The 17,163-nt window shown below is 69.4% G+C and carries 14 protein-coding genes and 1 riboswitch; of the genes, 10 read left to right on the forward strand and 4 right to left on the reverse strand.

Annotated elements, in window-relative coordinates; genetic code table 11:
* Positions 1–104: 104 nt before the first annotated feature.
* Positions 105–1,472 carry an aminotransferase class V-fold PLP-dependent enzyme gene (locus ACFPJ1_RS24855; protein WP_380107439.1) on the reverse strand — a complete coding sequence of 456 codons (1,368 nt, stop codon included), beginning with the start codon at positions 1,470–1,472 and terminating at the stop codon, positions 105–107.
* Positions 1,473–1,488: 16 nt separating this feature from the next.
* Positions 1,489–1,603: riboswitch (SAM riboswitch) on the reverse strand.
* A gap of 179 nt (positions 1,604–1,782) precedes the next feature.
* On the opposite strand from ACFPJ1_RS24855, the gene ACFPJ1_RS24860 reads away from it, so the two are divergent.
* From ACFPJ1_RS24860 to ACFPJ1_RS24905, 10 genes are all read left to right on the forward strand, one after another.
* Positions 1,783–2,154, forward strand: coding sequence for a VOC family protein (locus ACFPJ1_RS24860; RefSeq protein WP_380107440.1), 372 nt, complete (start codon positions 1,783–1,785; stop codon positions 2,152–2,154).
* Positions 2,155–2,195: 41 nt separating this feature from the next.
* Entirely contained in the window at positions 2,196–2,714 is a 519-nt protein-coding gene (locus ACFPJ1_RS24865) for a DinB family protein (RefSeq protein WP_380107441.1), read from the forward strand.
* Between the two features lie 34 nt (positions 2,715–2,748).
* A complete protein-coding gene (locus ACFPJ1_RS24870) occupies positions 2,749–3,558 on the forward strand; it encodes a DUF4184 family protein (protein ID WP_380107442.1) in 810 nt (269 codons plus the stop codon).
* A 268-nt stretch (positions 3,559–3,826) separates the two neighbouring features.
* A complete protein-coding gene (locus ACFPJ1_RS24875) occupies positions 3,827–6,238 on the forward strand; it encodes an FtsK/SpoIIIE family DNA translocase (RefSeq protein WP_380107444.1) in 2,412 nt (803 codons plus the stop codon).
* A 3-nt stretch (positions 6,239–6,241) separates the two neighbouring features.
* On the forward strand, positions 6,242–6,814 hold the full coding sequence (locus ACFPJ1_RS24880; RefSeq protein ID WP_380107446.1) for a hypothetical protein: 573 nt from the start codon (positions 6,242–6,244) through the stop codon (positions 6,812–6,814).
* A gap of 91 nt (positions 6,815–6,905) precedes the next feature.
* Positions 6,906–7,661, forward strand: a complete 756-nt coding sequence (locus ACFPJ1_RS24885; RefSeq protein ID WP_380107448.1) for a helix-turn-helix domain-containing protein — start codon at positions 6,906–6,908, stop codon at positions 7,659–7,661.
* 125 nt (positions 7,662–7,786) lie between these two features.
* Complete coding sequence (gene rimO, locus ACFPJ1_RS24890; protein WP_380107449.1) at positions 7,787–9,421, forward strand: 30S ribosomal protein S12 methylthiotransferase RimO; 1,635 nt, start codon at positions 7,787–7,789, stop codon at positions 9,419–9,421.
* Complete coding sequence (gene pgsA, locus ACFPJ1_RS24895; protein WP_380107451.1) at positions 9,418–10,041, forward strand: CDP-diacylglycerol--glycerol-3-phosphate 3-phosphatidyltransferase; 624 nt, start codon at positions 9,418–9,420, stop codon at positions 10,039–10,041. Before rimO ends, pgsA begins: the two co-directional genes overlap by 4 nt.
* On the forward strand, positions 10,038–10,568 hold the full coding sequence (locus tag ACFPJ1_RS24900) for a CinA family protein (RefSeq protein ID WP_380107452.1): 531 nt from the start codon (positions 10,038–10,040) through the stop codon (positions 10,566–10,568). The genes pgsA and ACFPJ1_RS24900 overlap by 4 nt, the downstream gene beginning before the upstream one ends.
* Before the next feature lie 151 nt (positions 10,569–10,719).
* Positions 10,720–11,010, forward strand: coding sequence for a helix-turn-helix domain-containing protein (locus ACFPJ1_RS24905; protein ID WP_132285553.1), 291 nt, complete (start codon positions 10,720–10,722; stop codon positions 11,008–11,010).
* Between the two features lie 104 nt (positions 11,011–11,114).
* On the opposite strand, the gene ACFPJ1_RS24910 is transcribed toward ACFPJ1_RS24905, so the two are convergent.
* The 3 genes from ACFPJ1_RS24910 to ACFPJ1_RS24920 all read right to left on the reverse strand — a co-directional run bounded on the left by ACFPJ1_RS24910 (position 11,115) and on the right by ACFPJ1_RS24920 (position 17,093).
* A complete protein-coding gene (locus tag ACFPJ1_RS24910) occupies positions 11,115–11,546 on the reverse strand; it encodes a DUF4262 domain-containing protein (protein WP_380107454.1) in 432 nt (143 codons plus the stop codon).
* 121 nt (positions 11,547–11,667) lie between these two features.
* Positions 11,668–12,453 (reverse strand): Fpg/Nei family DNA glycosylase, encoded by a 786-nt coding sequence (locus ACFPJ1_RS24915; protein WP_380107456.1) that lies wholly within the window; start codon positions 12,451–12,453, stop codon positions 11,668–11,670.
* A gap of 47 nt (positions 12,454–12,500) precedes the next feature.
* Positions 12,501–17,093, reverse strand: coding sequence for an ATP-dependent helicase (locus ACFPJ1_RS24920; protein ID WP_380107543.1), 4,593 nt, complete (start codon positions 17,091–17,093; stop codon positions 12,501–12,503).
* Between the last annotated feature and the right edge of the window lie 70 nt (positions 17,094–17,163).

Below are 17,163 nucleotides of genomic sequence, written 5' to 3' on the forward strand. Positions count from 1 at the left end.
GCGTTTGCCGCTCACCGTGCAGGGCTGCTGCCGGACGTTTCTGCCACCTACCAAGCCTGAGCCTCTCCGAGCGGTGGAGCGGGCTCAGGCTGTTGGCGGGTGGGTCACCAGATCTGGGGAGCCTCGAGGTCGCGGGGGTCGCCGACCGGCTGACAGCCGTGGGCGGACTCGACGTACTCCGACGCCGGGCCGGTCGTGGCGAGGGTGCGGACCGCGGTGACGAGGCGATCGACGTGCTCGCGGCTGGTGCCGAGGCCCAGGCTGGCGCGGACGGCCGTGCCGTGCTCCGGGGATTCGGCGAGCAGGTGACCGACCAGCGGGTGGGCGCAGAACTTGCCGTCCCGCACGCCGATCCCGTACTCCGCCGAGAGCGCTGCGGACACCACGGTCGAGCTGACGCCCTCGACGGTGAAGCAGACGGTGCCAACGCGGTCCGCCTCGGCCCCGAAGATCGAGTACGTCGTCACGCCGGGGATCTGCGCCAGGCCGGTGCGAAGCCGGGCGAGCAGGCTGCGCTCGTGCTGCTCGATGGACTCGCGGTACTTGCTGATCGCGGCACAGGCTGCGGCCAGGGCGATCGCGCCGATGACGTTGGGGGAGCCGCCTTCGTGCCGCGCCGGGCCCTCGTTCCAGACGGTGGATTCGGGCGTCACCGTGGCGGTGGCGCCTCCGCCGTACAGGTACGGGTCGGCCGCATTCAGCCAGTCGGTGCGGCCGATCAGCGCGCCCGCGCCGTACGGGGCGTAGAGCTTGTGGCCCGACAGGGCGACCCAGTCGACGTCGAGCTCCTCGATGTTCACCAGGCGGTGCGGCGCCAGCTGAGCGGCGTCGAGGCACACCCGCGCGCCATGGGCCTTGGCGACAGCGGCGATCTCGGCGATCGGGAAGATCTCGCCGGTGACGTTGGAGGCGCCGGTGACGACGACCAGCCGCGGCCCGTCGGGCGCAGTACGGAGTGCGTCGGCGACGGCGGTGACGGCTGCCGTCTGGGAGGTCGGGGCCGCGAGGCGGATGGTGCGCTCGGCCGGCCAGGGGAGCAGGGCCGCGTGGTGCTCGGACTCGAACACGATCACAGTCGCGTCCGTCGGCACCGCCCGGGCCAACAGGTTCAGGGCGTCGGTGGTCTGCCGGGTGAAGATGACCTGGTCTGTGCTGCAGGCGCCGACGAAGGTGTGGACCTCGCTGCGCGCCCGCTCGTACCACTGGGTGGTGATCCGGGAGGCGTACCCGTTGCCGCGGTGCACCGACGCGTACGACGGGAGTGCTGCCTCGACGGCCGCGCGGACCGATTCGAGGCAGGGCGCGCTGGCTCCGTGGTCGAAGTTCGCGTAGTCCGTCACTCGGCCGTCGGCGAGGGGGACGAGCAGGTCGGCCGCGACGGTGGTGGGGATGCTGCCGGTGGTGAGCCGGGCGACGGCTGGACGGCTGCTCGAGGTGGAGTTGGCAGGCTCGAGGATGGAGAGGATCGACATGGTTCTGCTCCCGGGTGGTCCGCACTTGCCGATTCGGGGGATCCGAACGGCCGGGTCCTCACCCGGGGCACCCCACCGCGGAGGAGGGTTGCCGGCCAGCAAGCCGGGGCTTCGCGCTGGCACTCATGACCTGTCGAAGACGGTAACCAACGACCTCGTCCGAGCGCCAGCACCTATCTCACTAGTTGGGATACACAGACGCATCGTGAGACAGCCCGGATCTGGGATGCGTTTCTCGCCTTGCGTCCGAAGAACTGCTGACCCGGTCCCGCACTTCTTCGGACGCAAGGGTCGGGACGATGATGGCGGCATGATCGGACGACTTCACCATGTGGTGATCGACTGCCCGGACCCTTCGGCGCTGGCGCGGTTCTACTCGGAGCTGACCGGGCTGCCGATCACCTACGAGAGCCTCGACTGGGTGGTGATCGCGGTGAACGACACGACTTCGGGGCTGGCGTTCCAGCTCGCGTCGGATCACCGGCGGCCGGTCTGGCCGGATCCGGAGCGGCCGCAGCAGTTCCATCTCGACGTGATGGTCGACGATGTGCAGGCCGCCGAACCGCAGGTCCTGGCGCTTGGCGCCCGGAAGCTGTCCGGCAATGTGTTCGAGGACCCGGCCGGCCACCCGTTCTGCCTCATCCCCCGTCCCGGCTGGGCGCCGCCGGTCCATCCCGGCTAATCAGTTGGTGCGGTGGCGGGTCGGCGGGGGAGGATGCGCGGATGACCTGGACCGCGCCTGAGATCGAGCGACCTGAGGGTTCGCTGGTGGCACCCGAGCGGGAGTTGCTCGCGGGCTACCTGGACTACTACCGAACGACGTTGCTCTACAAGTGCGCGGGGCTGACCGCCGAGCAGTTGGCCGCCCGGCCCGTGCCGCCGTCGAACCTCTCGCTGCTCGGGCTGATCCGCCACGCCACGAAGGTGGAGCGCATCTGGTTCCGCATCCACTTCGCCGGCGACGACCCGGCCGAGCCGTTGTTCGCGCCGGAACTCGGGAAGGACGCGGACTTCGAACTGATCGACGCCAGCCGGGCGCAGTCGGAGTACGAGGCTCTGATCGCTGAATGGGCACTCTCCGACAAGGCCGCAGAAGGTCACTCCCTGGACGACCGGTTCACCTTCGGCGGTGAGCCTTCGACCCTCCGGATGATCTATATCCACCTGATCGGCGAGTACTCCCGGCACTGCGGCCACGCCGATCTCCTCCGCGAGCAGCTCGATGGCGTCACCGGCGCCTGAGGGTTAGACCTCCTGGGCAACTAATGTGCGGCGGGTGCCATTTCCGTTAGCGCATCCGGCTGCCGTGTTGCCGTTGATGCGGGGGCCGTTGGTGGCGTCGGCGCTGGTGGCCGGTGCGGTCGCGCCGGATCTGCTGTACGTCGGTGCCGGCTACCGCTTCGCGACCATGTACATCGACGGAAATCTCACGATCACCCGGACGCATGAGTTCTCGTCTGCGTTCTGGCTGGACCCGCTGCTGGCCCTGGTCATCCTGTTGGTCTTCCAGCTGCTGGTGAAGCGGCCGCTGCTCGCCCTGGCTCCTAGCGCCCTCGCCGGTCGATTGCCATCGCCTGCAGTGCGTGCCCGGATCCCCAGCCTCGTGCAGGTGTTCTGGATCGTGGTGTCGACGGTGATCGGCGCGTTCACCCACGTGCTGTGGGACTCGTTCACGCACTACGACGGGTACTTCGTCCGCCGCTGGAGGTTCCTCACCGCCGACATCACCCCGTTCTGGGACGTCAACCGGGTGCTGCAGTACCTGAGCAGCGTGGGCGGCGTCCTGGTCATTGCCGTCTGGCTCTACTTCTGGTGGCGCAAGACCCCGCCGAGCCCGGTCGACGCCACGCGCTACGTCTCGAGGGCCGCCCGATACGGCGTACTGGCGGCGGTAATACTCCTAGCCGCAGTTGCTGCCGCGGTGGAGGTTGGTCGGGCCGAGGGCCCGCTGCTTGGCGAAGCGGTCGCGCGGCTGGTGCTGACAGGGGCCGCCTCGGGTGTCCTCCTAGCCCTGGCCGGGTATGTGCTGATCTGGCACGCGCTCCGCCTGAGGCAGCTCCAGCGGGAGCGGGTAGCTGCGTTATGACGCTGCGGATGGGGCGGTGTGATCGGCGTGTGACACGTGTGACTCGAGAGGTAGTCGGGGTAGCCTGCTAGATATGGCGACCCGCACGTCTTCCCCGGCGCGGGCGCGGAAGTCGGCAGCCAACAGTCCCGGTACGGGGCGGTCGGCCGCAGGTGGACGCTCCCGTCCGTCAGGAGCCCAGAAGCGTGGGCAGAGCGCGAAGCGCAGTGGTAGCACCGCTGCGCGCACGGCCGCGCCCAAATCGAGCGCCGGTCCTTTCGCGGCCGCCATGCTGGCCCTCGGACGAGGGCTGATCAAGTGCTGGATCGGGATCGCACACCTGCTAGGGGGCATGGTCCGCGGCATTGGTCACGGCGCCCGCGACCTGGACCCGGCCCACCGCCGCGACGGCGCGGGCCTCACGCTGATCGGCCTCGCGCTGGTGGTCGCCGCCGCGATCTGGTGGGACCTGCCCGGTGCCGTCGGCAACGGAGTCCGCACAGTGGTCGGCGGCAGCGTCGGCATGCTCGGCTGGGCCGTGCCGCTGATGCTCCTGTTCGTCGCGCTGCGCACGCTGCGCCACCCGGACCGCAACGGGCCCGCGGGGCGCCAGGTGATCGGCTGGACCTCGTTGTCCCTCGGCGTACTCGGGCTGGTCCACATCGCCAACGGCCTGCCGCGTCCCGGCAACCCGGCCGACGGCAGCCTGAAGGAGGCCGGCGGCGCCATCGGCTACGTGGTCTCCTCGCTCCTGTCGGACCTCCTCACGGAGTACGTCGCCGCGCCGCTGCTCGTGCTGCTGGCGATCTTCGGCGCGCTGGTCGTCACCGGTACTCCGATCTACGCGATCCCGCTGCGGGTGCGGGCCGCGTTCGACGTACTGCTGGGGCGGACGGAGATCCCGGCCGACGCTCCCTCGGTCACAGGGCAGCCCGATGACACCGTGCGGCTCACCCGCAAGGAGCGGCGCGCCAAGGCCGCTCTGGACGACGACGGCGAGCCCACCGTCAAGCCGTACGACTCGCCGGTGCTCGAGGGCCGCGAGATCTCCAAACGTGGCCGGAAGAAGGCCGCCGTGGAGCCGGAAGTGGATGGCGACGACGGTGACGCGGCGGCCCACACCGAGGCCGAGCCGGCCTGGAAGGCCGCAGCCGCCTCGAAGGCGGAGTCCGCTCCCGAGCCGCCGCCGCACACGCCGATCCCGCAGCGGGTGGAGCAGCTCAGGCTGTCCGGCGACATCACCTACACGCTGCCGGACGGCCAGATCCTGAAGCCCGGTTCGGTGCACAAGGCACGGACGAAGGCGTCGGATGCCGTCGTGGACCGGCTGACCGAGGTGTTCGACCAGTTCGGCATCGACGCGCAGGTCACCGGCTACACCCGCGGCCCGACCGTCACGCGGTACGAGGTCGAGCTCGGCTCCGCCGTCAAGGTGGAGAAGGTCACCGCGCTGAGCAAGAACATCGCCTACGCGGTGGCCAGCGCGGATGTCCGGATCCTGTCGCCCATCCCGGGCAAGTCCGCGATCGGTATCGAGATCCCGAACGTCGACAAGGAGATCGTCAGCCTCGGCGACGTGATCCGGTCGGCGACCGCGCGCAACGACCACCACCCGATGGTGGCCGGGCTCGGCAAGGACGTCGAGGGCGGGTTCGTCGTCGCCAACATGGCGAAGATGCCGCACCTGCTGGTCGCGGGTGCGACCGGCTCCGGCAAGTCGTCCTTCGTCAACTCGCTGATCACCTCGGTGCTGATGCGCTCGACGCCGGACGAGGTGCGGATGATCCTGGTCGACCCCAAGCGGGTCGAGCTGAACAACTACGAGGGCATCCCGCACCTGATCACGCCGATCATCACGAACGCCAAGAAGGCGGCCGAGGCGCTGCAGTGGGTCGTGCGCGAGATGGACATGCGCTACGACGACCTGGCGGCGTTCGGCTTCCGGCATGTCGACGACTTCAACAAGGCGGTCCGCGGCGGCAAGGTCAAGCCGCCGCCGGGCAGCGAGCGGGTCCTCACGCCGTACCCGTACCTGCTGGTCATCGTGGACGAGCTCGCCGACCTGATGATGGTCGCCCCGCGAGACGTCGAGGACTCGATCGTCCGGATCACCCAGCTCGCCCGCGCTGCCGGCATCCACCTGGTGCTGGCCACGCAGCGGCCCTCGGTCGACGTCGTGACCGGTCTGATCAAGGCGAACGTGCCGTCGCGGCTTGCCTTCGCCACCTCGTCGCTGGCCGACAGCCGGGTCATCCTGGACCAGCCGGGCGCCGAGAAGCTGGTCGGCCAGGGTGACGGGTTGTTCCTGCCCATGGGCGCGAGCAAGCCGATGCGTATCCAGGGCTCCTGGGTCACCGAGCTCGAGATCCGTGCGGTCGTCGAGCACTGCAAGCAGCAACTGCAGCCGACGTACCGCGAGGACGTCACCGCGGTGGCCGGCCCGAGCAAGGACCTGGACGACGAGATCGGCGACGACCTCGACCTGGTCGTCCAGGCGGCCGAGCTGATCGTCTCCACCCAGTTCGGTTCCACCTCGATGCTGCAACGCAAGCTCCGGGTCGGCTTCGCCAAGGCCGGCCGGCTGATGGACATCCTGGAGAGCCGGGGCGTGGTCGGGCCGAGCGAAGGCTCCAAGGCCCGGGACGTGCTGGTGAAACCTGACGACCTAGAGGACTTCGTCGCCACTTTGCGAGGAGAGTGACCCGTGACCGCCCATACCGCGATGCCTCGGTCTGAGCAGCACGCTGTCGACCCGGATTCCGTCGCCACGGAGTTCACCGTCCGTGCCTCCCAGAAAGTGCACGGGGGCCTGGCCCTCGGCGCCGGCCTGGTCGCGCTCGGATTCGCCGCCTCCGCCTCGACCAGCCCCACCGGCGTACTGCGGTGGATCGCGGCCGCGGCGTTCGGCGTACTGGCGGTGATCTGCGCGAGGGCGATGACGATCGGGGCGTTGCTGGTCGCCGACGAGGTCGGGATCCGGTTGCGGATCCGCAACGAATGGATCGGTACTCGCTGGGAAGAGATCGAGGAGGTCACCGTCCTGCGACGGCGTCACCTGCTCGACGACGGGCGGATCGCGGTGCACCTGCTGGACCCCGGGCCGGTGCTCGGGGCGATGTCGCAAGCCAGTCGCAAGGTGACTGATGCCAACCGTCGTCTGACGGGGACCTCACTCGCGGTACCGTTCGGGTTGACGGCTCGGCCGTCGAACGGGGAAGTGGTTCAGGCGCTGCACTTGCTGGCAGACACCAGGTGTCCGGTCAGGGAACAACTCTGACATCTGCGTGACCCCGTCGAACCAAGACCGTTGACTGTGGTGTCAGCGGATCTGAACAACTTGTCGATGACGGTGGAGAGGCGGTGGGGACGTGAGCATCGGCAGCGAGCTCACGGCGGCCCGCGAACGGGCTGACATGACGATCGAGCAGCTGAGTGCCTCGACCCGGATCAGATCCGGTCTGCTCGCCGCCATGGAAGCCGACGACTTCACCCGCTGCGGTGGCAATTTCTATGCCCGCGGCCACATTCGTGCGATCGCCCGCGTGGTCAAGACCGACCCTGCTGTGTTGCTGGCGAAGTTCGACGAGACGCATCCGGAGCCCGATGCCGACCGCAGCCGCCGCGACGAGCGCGCGCAGGACCGGCGACCGACCCTGCACCCGGCGCGTCCGCGCTGGGCCGTGGTCCTGGGCGCGATCCTGGTCGGCCTGATGGGCTGGGGGATGGTCCGCCTCTTCACGCTCCCGAGTGACGTCGAGGCCAACGCCTCCAAGACCAGCCCGACCCCGGTCGTCACCACGCCCGCGCCGAAGGTGACCGCCAAGCCGCCGGCGAAACCCAAGCCCCCGGCCAAGCCGCCGGTCGTGAAGCCGAGCAGCGTCAAGCTCACCCTCACCGCTCGCGGCGACGGCTCGTACGTCACCGTCCGGAACTCCCAGGGCATCCGCCTCTTCCAAGGCCGACTGGGCCCGGGCTCCACTCAAACCATCGTCAACAAAGGCGAGATGCGAGTCTCCCTGGTCGACGGCGGCAACATCACCGTCCTGATCAACAACAAGAAGTCGATCCCACCGTCCAAACGCTTCACCGTCACCCTGATGGGCAAAATAGCCAAACCGAACTAGCCCTTCCGAGAGGGCTGGTCGGCATCCCGCGGTTGTCCGTGCGGACGTGGCAGGGGTCGCGTGCCCTGCGCTCTTCGTGGGCGGCTGATTTCGGGGCGTCGGGTGCAGCAGTCATACTCGGAGCGATGACTACGACTCCCACGACCGTCGCCCTGGTCACGCTGGGCTGTGCCCGCAACGACGTCGACTCCGAGGAACTGGCCGGACGGCTCGAGGCCGGCGGCTTCCGCCTCGTCGACGACGCCGCCGAGGCGGACACCGTGGTGGTGAACACCTGCGGGTTCGTCGAGGCCGCCAAGAAGGACTCGGTCGACACCCTGCTCGCCGCCTCCGACTACAAGGAATCCGGCCGGACCCAGGCCGTCGTGGCCGTCGGCTGCCTGGCCGAGCGGTACGGCGAGCAGTTGGCCGAGGCGCTGCCCGAGACGGACGCGGTGCTCGGCTTCGACGACTACGCGGACATCTCCGAGCGGCTCCGCTCGATCCTGTCCGGCACCAAGCACCAGTCGCACGTCCCGCGCGACCGCCGCAAGCTCCTCCCACTCGCTCCCGCCGACCGCGCCAACGCGACCGGCGTGGCAGTTCCCGGTCACGGGGACACCCACGACACCTCTGCAGCCAGCCTCCCAGCGGCTGATGACCTCACTCGTGAGGCGTTGGTGGGTGGCGAAACTGTGGGTGATGGTGATGTGGGCGGCGGCAAGGAGCTCAAGGGGCGGACGGTGAAGGCGGCCGACCGCGAGTTGACGATCGATGCGCCTGATCTGGTCTCCGCGCCGGCCAGTGGACCCCGGATCATGCGGCGCCGGCTCGACGGTGGCCCGATGGCCCCGCTCAAGCTGGCGTCCGGGTGCGACCGTCGTTGTGCTTTCTGTGCGATCCCCGCCTTCCGTGGTGCGTTCGTGTCCCGCCGCCCGACCGAGGTGCTCGGCGAGGCGCACTGGCTCGCCGAGAACGGCGTCCGCGAGGTCTTCCTCGTCTCCGAGAACTCCACCTCGTATGGCAAGGACCTGGGCGACCTCCGCCTGCTGGAGACCCTCGTCGCCGAGATCGCCGAGGTCCCCGGTCTCACCCGGGTGCGCGTGTCGTACCTGCAGCCCGCCGAGATGCGCCCGACGCTGATCACCGCGATGGCGTCCACCCCGGGCGTCGCGCCGTACTTCGATCTCTCTTTCCAGCACGCGTCCGGTCCGCTGCTGCGGCGGATGCGCCGGTTCGGTGATGCGGAGCGATTCCTCGAACTGATCGAGCAGGTCCGTGCGCAGGCGCCGACCGCCGGTATCCGGAGCAACGTGATCGTCGGGTTCCCGGGGGAGACCGAGGAGGATGTGGACATACTCTGCGACTTCCTTTCCCGCGCCGGACTCGACGCGATCGGCGTGTTCGGGTACTCGGACGAGGACGGCACCGAGGCGGAGACGTACGACGGCAAGCTGGACGAGGACACCATCGCGGCCCGGCTGGACCGCGTCACCCGGCTCGCCGAGGATCTGACCTCCGCGCGCGCCGAATCCCGGATCGGTGAGACGGTCGAGGTCCTGGTCGAGTCGATCGACGGCGACACCGCCGAGGGTCGTGCTGCCCACCAAGGCCCGGAGGTCGACGGTTCGACCACGCTGACCGCGCTCCCGGACGGCCTGGCCGTCGGCGACCTGGTCTTCGCCGAGGTGGTCGGAACCGAAGGTGTCGACCTGATCGCCCAATTCGCCGCGCACGTGGGCACCCGAGAGGGCGTCGCGGCAGCTAACCTGACCGCGTGACCATCCCGCCGACGAATCCGGTGCCGCGTGCCGGCGCCGGACCGATCAGCGCGCCGAGCGCCTGGAATGTGGCGAACGCGCTGACGGTCCTGCGGCTCGTGCTGGTGCCGGTGTTCGTGTGGTTGCTGTTCCGCGACGGTGGACAAGACACCGAGACCCGGCTGCTCGCGACCGCCGCGTTCGTGGTGGCGATCATCACGGACCGGTTCGACGGCGACATCGCGCGCCGGTGGAACATGGTCACCAACTTCGGCAAGATCGCCGACCCGATCGCCGACAAGGCGCTCACCGGAGCGGCGTTCATCGGGCTGTCCATCCTCGGTGAACTGCCGTGGTGGGTGACGGTCGTCGTGCTCGTCCGTGAGTGGGGTGTCACCGCGCTGCGCTTCTGGGTGATCCGGCACGGCGTGATGCCGGCCAGCCGCGGCGGCAAGCTGAAGACCGTCCTCCAGGCGATCGCGCTCGGCCTCTACCTCCTTCCGTGGCACTCGGTGGCCGTCCTGCACTGGACCGCTGTCGTGTTCATGGGCGCCGCAGTGATCGTCACCATCGTCACCGGCCTCGACTACGTCGGCCGAGCCCTCCGCCTCCGCGCCGCCGCGAAGCGCCCCCTTCCATGAGTCAGGAAACGCCCAGTCCCACGGGTGAGGACGCCCCCGGGACCGCGTTACAGCGGCTGGTGGAGCTGGTGAAGAACCGTGGGGAAACCCTCGCCACGGCCGAGTCGCTGACCGGCGGCCTGGTGGGCGCTGCCTTGACGGACATCCCAGGCATCTCCGCGATCTACCGTGGCGGCGTGATCGTGTACGCGACGGACTTGAAGGCGACTCTCGCAGGCGTTCCGACGGACCTGCTGGTCGAGGTAGGCCCCGTGCACTCCGACACCGCAGCAGCCCTCGCAGCCGGCGTACGGGAGCGGCTGGGGGCCACCTACGGCCTGGCCACGACCGGTGTCGCAGGCCCGGACCCGCAGGACGGGATCGAGGCGGGCACGGTCTTCGTCGCGGCGGCCGGTCCAGGCGTCGTAAAGGTACGAAAATTGTCTCTGAGTGGGGACCGGGCAACCGTCCGCCGCGGCAGTGTCGAGGCTGTCCTGGGCCTGGCAGCAGAACTCGTCGCGGAAGATCTGGCCCAACCGGGGCGTTGAGACCACCATGGGGACAGGTAAGGCAGACTGGTACGGCGCACCGAAGCTGGACATTGCGAGGAGTAGTGACCCGGCAACGGGTACCGTTGGTCCTCACGGACGGGCTACGGTGCGAGTAAGTTCGGTCCGACAGGCGGAAGGGAGAAACCTCATGGTGCTGGTTCGTGGCCTGCTGGGCGACGTCCTGCGGCGCAAGCGGCTGCGCCAGGGGCGCACTCTGCGCGAGGTGTCCGCCGATGCGAGGGTCAGCCTGGGCTATCTGTCCGAGGTGGAGCGCGGTCAGAAGGAAGCGTCGAGCGAGCTGCTCGCCGCCATCTGCATGGCGCTCGAGGTCCCCTTGTCGACGATCTTCGCCGAGGTGAGCGAGGACCTGGCTCGCGAAGAGGCTCTGGTGCTGGCTCATCCCACCATCGAGACCGAGGTCGTCGCCTCCGCCGCCTGACCCGCGGCACTGCTCACGGCCTGATTCGCGGTACTGCGCGTTGCCTGACCGTCGGTCCGGCCTGACGCTGGGCCGGCCTTGCGGCGTGGATCCTTCTGCTCGATTCATCCGTTGCCGCCCATCCAGGCAACTTGGCTCGGCCAGACGAACTGCAACGCCTGGATCGGCGGATCTCCGGCGCGTCTGAACATCCCGTTCGCCGTGTAGAGGTGGGTCGTCGAGTCGGGGAAGCGGAGCAGTTGAGGCTTGGTCTCGGCTGGGTAGAACCGGCTCAGGTCGTCGCCCTCATCGAAGCGCTCCCCGTCGAGCACGGCCCGCACCAGCGGCCCGAGATCACGTTGGACGGACTCCGGCCGGCAGTTGAACGTGATGAACTCCGGATGACCCCGCAAGCTGAGCCCGAGCGTGTAGGCGAAGGCCGGATTCCGTTGGTCGTCACCCTCGATGAACTGCACGGTCCAGCCGTGGGCGCGGATGCTGTCCACGAGTCGCTGCAGGTACTCGTCGTTCGTGATGCCGCCGCACACGTCGCACATGGTCTTCTCCTCCTCGGGTCGAACAGATGTTCGATTCGACAGAGAAGGTATCCGTCTTTTCGCCAGTGCCGCGGGTCATCCACAGGCGCCTGGACTCAACCCGCTGCGACTCCAGTCGAGGTCAGAGCTCGGGCTGGCAGGTGGGGCACCAGTAGCTGACGCGGTCCTGTGGCGGCTCGCCGATATGGGCGGTCAGGATCGTCGTCCCACACCGCCGGCACGCCTTGCCGGCGCGCTCGAAGACCCAGGTCCGCTGGCCCGGACGATCGATCCCGGTGGCCACCTGAGCGGCGCGCCGCAGGTTTGACTTCAGCAGGCGGCGACTGAGGTCCACCGCCGCACCGAGGTCCACGGATGACACCGGCCGCCACGGGTGCAGACCCAGCAGGAAGCAGACCTCGGTGCGATAGAAGTTTCCGATCCCGGCGAGGTTCCGCTGGTCCAGCAACGCCTCGCTGATGGTTCGTTCTGGCTCGGCGGCGAGGTTGGCGACCGCGAGGGACCGGTCGAAGTCGGGGGAGAGCAGGTCGGGGCCCAGGTGCCCCACCACCGTGTCTTCCTTCTCCGTCTCGACGAGCTCGAGCACCGGCAGCCGATACCCGACCGCCACCCAGTCAGCCGTCTCCAGCACGACCCTGATCTGGAAGTCCGGACCGCCTTTCCAGGACTCACCAGGGCGGTACAGATGCCAACTGCCGTCCATCCGGAGGTGGCTGTGGATCGTCACCCCATCCGAAACCCGCATCAACAAGTGCTTGCCGCGAGCAACGACTTCCGTCATCGTGCGGCCGCTGAGGTCGACCGTCGCCAGTGCGGGCACCCGGAAATCGGTCCGGGTCAGCTCCCGCCCGCCCAGGGCCTCGTTGAGACGCTTGCAAGCGCGCCAGACGGTATCTCCCTCAGGCACGACTCATTCCCCCCTCAGGCATCGGCGCGATCCCGTTCACGCATGGCTCAGGCCCGGAGTCGCAGTCCGCGCGGCGTCGCGTGGAACCCTGCCTTCGCCAAGGCATCCCCGAACGCCGTGTGCCGCACCTGCTCGCCGTCCGCGGTCTCTACGCTGAGCTTGCCCAGGTGGCCGTCCCTGATCGCCAGCGCGAGCGCGTCCACAGCAGGTTGCAGCAGGTCGGGATCCTCGGTGAAGCTGAGCACGGTTCGCCCCCCACGCTCGACGTAGACGATCAGCCGCCCATCCACGAGCATCACGAGCGCGCCCGCTTTGCGACCTGGTCGATGACCACCCGCGTTCTCCCGCTCGGGCCACGGCAGCGCCGCGCCATAGGGATTCGCCGGGTCAGAAGCAGCCAGTACTACGGCCCGCGCCGCCGGCTCCTCCTTGCGCCTCCCGGCCGCGGAGTTCGGCGCACCGGTCGGAAGCTCAGCCATCGCCCGCAAGCGATCCACCGCGCCAGGCAAGGCGAACTGCGCGGCACCGAGCCCCGCCACGAAGTACCCACGACGGCAACGTCCGGACTCTTCGAACGCGCTCAACACCTTGTAGACCGCTGCGAATCCACCCGGCGTCCGCTCGGTGATCACCGAGCCGCGAGTGACGATGCCATAGCGGTCGAGCAGGGTCTCCGCCGCGGCATGAGCCCGCCTGGTGGCATCCGGGTTGCGCTCAGGTAGCAGCGACCACCGGCCGCCCGCGGTTGGCGGACCACTCCGCGATGGCATGGCGGGTCGCCCCGGCCTGGTCGGACGACCCGGGCGCGCGCGGGGCGGAGTACGGCGGGTCCGGTGGCTGCCTCGGCCGCCCCCGACCAGAGAGCGCACCGGGGCCAGCGTGTCGTTGGTCAGGTGCCCGGCCCAGACCAGGTCCCAGAGGACTCCGACCAGCGTCTCGTCATCGACCACACCGGCCGTCGCGCCGACCACATCACTCAGTTGCCGGAAGAAGAACGCCCCTCCACCCGACAACGCGTCGAGCACAGCCTGGTGGGTCTCACCAAGCTCGAAGGCAGAATCTGGATCGGGCAACGTCAGATCGCAGTTGTCCGCGAGATGCAACGAGACCCAGCCATCCGTGCCCGGCAGTGAACCCGACCCCGCCCAGACGACCTCGCCCGTCGCGGTCAGCTCATCCAGCATGGACGGCTGGTACCCGGGGACGCGTGACGGCAACACGATCGACTCCAGGGCCGACGCGGGCACGGCACAACCCGCCAACTGCTCGACCGCGCCCAGCAGTACGTCGTACCCACGGCCGCGGCTGCTGGTGATTCCCTGCCAGGCGGGCAGGAAGCGCGCCAGCGCGGCGGGATCGACCGGCTCGACCTCCTTGCGGAGAGCGGCGAGGGAACGCCGGCGGAGGAGCCGGAGGATCTCCGAGTCGCACCACTCCATCGCGATGCCACCGGGCAGGAACTCGCCTTCGACCACCCGCCCGGCGGCTGCCAACCGCCGTAGCGCATCGGTCACCACCGCCACGCCGATCCCGAGGTGGGTGGCGAGGTCGATCGCACGGAACGGGCCATGCGTGCGGGCATAACGCGAGACCAGATCGCCTAGTGGATCCGCGACAGACTCGGCGTGAGCCTCGGCGACACCTGGAGGCAGCGGCACTCCGAGGGCGTCGCGCAGCCGGGCGACATCCTCGACCACAGCCCAGCGGTGCTCGCCCGCGATCCGCACCCGGACGACTCGTCGGGCAGCGGCAAGCTCGGTCAACCAAGCCTCGGCATCTGAGCCTTCCACGCAACGCTGCGAGGCCTCGGAAATCGACAGCGGCCCGACCAGCCGTAGTACGTCGAACAGGCCCTCGGCGTCGCGGGCTCGACGGTCTTCCGCCAGGCGCTGCAGCTCGGCCTCGGTCCGCAGTACGACCTCAGCGTCGAGCAGCTCGCGCAGCTCGGTCCGGCCCAGCAGCTCGGCCAGCAGACCTTGATCCAGGGAGAGGGCGGCCGCGCGCTTCTCGGCGAGCGGCGTATCGCCCTCGTACATGAAGGCGCCCACGTAGCCGAACAGCAGCGACTTCGCGAACGGCGAGGCCTCGGGGGTCTCGACCTCGACCACGGAGATCCGGCGCTCGCCGATCCCGGTCAGGAGATCCTTCAGCGCGGTCAGGTCATACACGTCCTGCAGAACTTCCCGCAGCGTCTCGAGCACGATCGGGAACGAGCCGTACTTGCTGGCGACGCTGAGGAGCTGGGCCGAGCGCTGACGTTGCTGCCACAGCGGCGACCGCTTGCCCGGATTGCGTCGGGGGAGCAGCAAGGCCCGCGCCGCACACTCTCGGAACCGCGCGGCGAACAAGGCCGATCCACCGACCTCGGCGGTGACCAGGTCCTCGATCTCGGCCGGGTCGAACAACACCAGATCCGCACCTGGCGGAGCTTCGTCGGTCTCGGGCAGGCGCAGCACGATCCCGTCGTCGCCGGAGACGGACTGCGCGTCCATCCCGTACCGCTCGCGCAGGCGGGCGGCGATCGCCAGAGCCCAGGGGCCGTGCACCTGACCGCCGTACGGGGAGTGGATGCAGACGCGCCAGTCGCCCAGCTCGTCGCGGAACCGCTCGACCAGGATGGTGATGTCGTCCGGGATCCGGCTGGTCGCTTCGCGCTGCTCGGCGAGATAGGCGACCAGGTTGTTCGCCGCGTACTCGTCCAGGCCGGCGTCGCGGGCGCGCTTGACCGCCTTCGCTTGTGGCAGCGAAGCCATCGTCCGGACGAAGGCGCCGGTGGCAGCGCCCAGCTCGGCGGGACGCCCGACGGCATCGCCCTTCCAGAAGGGGAGCCGCCCTGGCTGGCCGGGAGCGGGGGAGACCAGCACTCGGTCGTGGGTGATGTCCTCGATCCGCCAGCTCGACGCGCCCAGGGTGAAGACGTCGCCGACCCGCGACTCGTAGACCATCTCCTCGTCGAGCTCACCGACCCGGTGGTTGGTGGACTCGCCGACGAGGAAGACGCCGAACAGGCCGCGGTCGGGGATCGTACCGCCGCTGGTCACCGCCAGGCGCTGAGCACCAGGCCGGCCGGAGATCTCGCCGCTGACCCGGTCGAACACGATCCGCGGCCGGAGCTCCGCGAACTCGTCCGACGGATAGCGCCCGGACAACATGTCGAGCACCCCGTCGTACGCCGAACGGGGCAACGTGGCGAACGGAGCGCATCGGCGTACGAGGGCGTAGAGCTCGTCCACATCGATGGTGTCGAGGGCAACGATCGAGACGATCTGCTGGGCGAGTACGTCGAGTGGGTTGGCCGGGATGTGCAGGCTCTCGATCAGGCCGTCGCGCATCCGCTGGACCACCACGGCCGTGTCGACCAGGTCGCCGCGGAACTTGGGGAACAGTACACCTCGCGAGGTCGCGCCGACCTGGTGCCCGGCGCGGCCGACCCGCTGCAGACCACTGGCCACGGACGGCGGTGCCTCGACCTGGATCACCAGGTCGACCGCGCCCATGTCGATGCCGAGCTCGAGGCTGCTCGTCGCGACCACGCAGGGCAGTCGCCCGGACTTCAGGTCTGCCTCGATCAGCGCCCGCTGCTCCTTGCTGACCGAACCGTGGTGCGCCCGGGCGATCAAAGGCGGTGCTGCCAGGGACGCACCTGACTGAGCCATGAGCTGCGCGGGCGAGCCCGCGTCGGGCAGCTCCAACTCCGCCCGCTCGGCGGCGATCTCGTTCAGCCTGGCGGTGAGCCGCTCGGCGAGGCGACGCGAGTTGGAGAAGACGATGGTGGAGCGGTGGGCCGAGATCAGGTCGAAGACGTGCTCCTCGACATGCGGCCAGATCGAGGCATGCTTCGGCGGCCCGGCGGCTGGGCCGGAAACCTCGATCTCGGTGTTGGCGAGCTCGGCCATGTCCTCGACCGGCACAACGACGCTGAGATCCCACTGCTTGGTGAACTTGGGCTGGACCACCGTGACGGGCCGCTCGCCGCCGAGGAAGCGCGCGACCTCCTCGACCGGCCGGACAGTCGCGGACAGACCGATCCGCTGCGCCGGCTTCGGCAGCAGAGCATCGAGCCGCTCGAGTGTGAGAGCGAGGTGGGCGCCGCGCTTGGTGCCGGCGACCGCGTGAACCTCGTCGACGATCACCGTCTCCACGCCCTTCAGCGACTCGCGGGCTTGCGAGGTGAGCAGCAGGAACAGCGACTCGGGAGTGGTGATCAGTACGTCGGACGGCTTCGTGGCGAAGCGCCTGCGTTCGTTGGCCGGGGTGTCGCCGGAACGCACCGCGACCTCCACGTCGAGCGGAGCCTCGCCGAGCCGCCGGGCTGTCTCGCGGATTCCGATCAGCGGGGCGCGCAGGTTGCGCTCCACATCGACAGCCAGAGCCTTCAGCGGTGAGACGTAGAGCACCCGGCAGCGCAGCTTCGGATCCGTCGGGGGAGGAGTGGTGGCCAGCCGGTCGAGGGCCCAGAGGAACGCGGCCAGGGTCTTGCCGGAACCGGTCGGGGCGACCACCAGCGCGTCCTGGCCAGCGGTGATGGCCTCCCACGCCTCGAGCTGGGCCGGGGTGGCCGCCTCGAAGACGTCGCCGAACCACGCCCGGGTGGCGGGCGAGAAGCGGCTGAACGCGGTGGATCTCTGCACGATCCCCATCTTGCCGGGTGCCACCGACAGTTCGCGGACGGCTGACACCGGACCTCGCGTTGTCCCCTGCTTCTGGAAT

This window comes from Kribbella qitaiheensis (assembly GCF_042657745.1).
GTDB classification, from domain to species: domain Bacteria; phylum Actinomycetota; class Actinomycetes; order Propionibacteriales; family Kribbellaceae; genus Kribbella; species Kribbella qitaiheensis.

Excerpts from the sequence above, each read along its gene's own strand:
- ACFPJ1_RS24855 (WP_380107439.1), bottom strand. The coding sequence starts at position 1,472 with ATGTCGATCCTCTCCATCCTCGAGCCTGCCAACTCCACCTCGAGCAGC.
- ACFPJ1_RS24860 (WP_380107440.1), top strand. The coding sequence starts at position 1,783 with ATGATCGGACGACTTCACCATGTGGTGATCGACTGCCCGGACCCTTCG.
- ACFPJ1_RS24865 (WP_380107441.1), top strand. The coding sequence starts at position 2,196 with ATGACCTGGACCGCGCCTGAGATCGAGCGACCTGAGGGTTCGCTGGTG.
- ACFPJ1_RS24875 (WP_380107444.1), top strand. The coding sequence starts at position 3,827 with ATGCTGGCCCTCGGACGAGGGCTGATCAAGTGCTGGATCGGGATCGCA.
- rimO (WP_380107449.1), top strand. The coding sequence starts at position 7,787 with ATGACTACGACTCCCACGACCGTCGCCCTGGTCACGCTGGGCTGTGCC.
- ACFPJ1_RS24900 (WP_380107452.1), top strand. The coding sequence starts at position 10,038 with ATGAGTCAGGAAACGCCCAGTCCCACGGGTGAGGACGCCCCCGGGACC.
- ACFPJ1_RS24905 (WP_132285553.1), top strand. The coding sequence starts at position 10,720 with ATGGTGCTGGTTCGTGGCCTGCTGGGCGACGTCCTGCGGCGCAAGCGG.
- ACFPJ1_RS24910 (WP_380107454.1), bottom strand. The coding sequence starts at position 11,546 with ATGTGCGACGTGTGCGGCGGCATCACGAACGACGAGTACCTGCAGCGA.
- ACFPJ1_RS24920 (WP_380107543.1), bottom strand. The coding sequence starts at position 17,093 with ATGGGGATCGTGCAGAGATCCACCGCGTTCAGCCGCTTCTCGCCCGCC.